General features: G+C 75.6%; 1 protein-coding gene. It reads right to left on the bottom strand.

What is annotated here, in order from left to right; genetic code table 11:
• Nucleotides 1-17: 17 nt before the first annotated feature.
• Nucleotides 18-1,088, bottom strand: a 1,071-nt coding sequence (locus ACVMLK_RS21100) for a FliI/YscN family ATPase (protein WP_457487550.1), incomplete at its 5' end; no start/stop codon positions are given.

Here is a 1,088-nt window from a genome sequence, read left to right on the forward strand (position 1 = left end):
GGCCCGGGCCGCCCGCCTTACGCCTGCAGCACGCCGTCCAGCTGCGCGAAAGCCTCGGCGCTGCCGGTGCGTTCCTCCAGCCCCTGGCCGAGGAAGGCATCGAGCGCCGGCTGCAGCCGGATGGCACGATCCACCAGCGGGTCGCTGCCGGTGCGATAGGCGCCGAGGCGGATCATCTCGGCCATGTCGGCATGGGCCGAGAGCAGGCGCCGCGCCTCGCCCAGCAGCCGGTTCTGCTCGGCGTCATGGCAGCGCGGCAGGGCGCGGCTGACCGAGCGCAGCACGTCGATCGCCGGCCAGCGGCCGCGCTCGCCGATCCGCCGGTCGAGCACCACATGCCCGTCCAGGATGCCGCGCACCGCGTCGGCGATCGGCTCGTCATGGTCGTCGCCATCGACCAGCACGGTGAAGATGGCGGTGATGTCGCCCTCCCCCTCGGGCCCCGGCCCGGCGCGCTCCAGCAGCGCCGGCAGCTCGGTGAAGACCGAGGGCGTGTAGGAGCGGGCGGTGGCCGGCTCGCCGGCGGCCAGGCCGATCTCGCGCTGCGCATGCGCCAGGCGGGTGATGGAATCGAGCAGCAGGAAGACCTGCCGGCCCTCGGCGCGGAAATGCTCGGCCACGGCCAGCGTCGCCTGCGCCGCCCGGCGGCGGGCCAGGGCCGGCTGGTCGGAGGTGGAGACGATGACGACGCTGCGCCGCCGCCCCGCCTCGCCCAGGATATGGTCGAGGAACTCCCGCGCCTCGCGGCCGCGCTCGCCGATCAGCCCGACGACGATGACATCGGCCTCGGCGCCGCGCGCCAGCATGCCCATCAGCGTCGACTTGCCGACGCCGGAGGCGGCGAAGATGCCGAGGCGCTGGCCGCGGCAGACCGGGGTGAAGACGTCGAGCACGCGCAGCCCGGTCTCGAGCTTGCCGCCCATCAGACGGCGGCGCAGCGCGTCCGGCGCGGGGCGGCGCAGCGGCACGCCCGCGCCGCCCTGCGGCAGCGGGCCGCGGCCGTCGAGCGGTCGGCCCTGGCTGTCGATCACCCGGCCCATCCAGGCGTCGCAGGGATGCAGCCGGAGCGGATCGTCGAGCCAGACGCG

It is taken from the genome of Teichococcus aerofrigidensis, assembly GCF_054073225.1.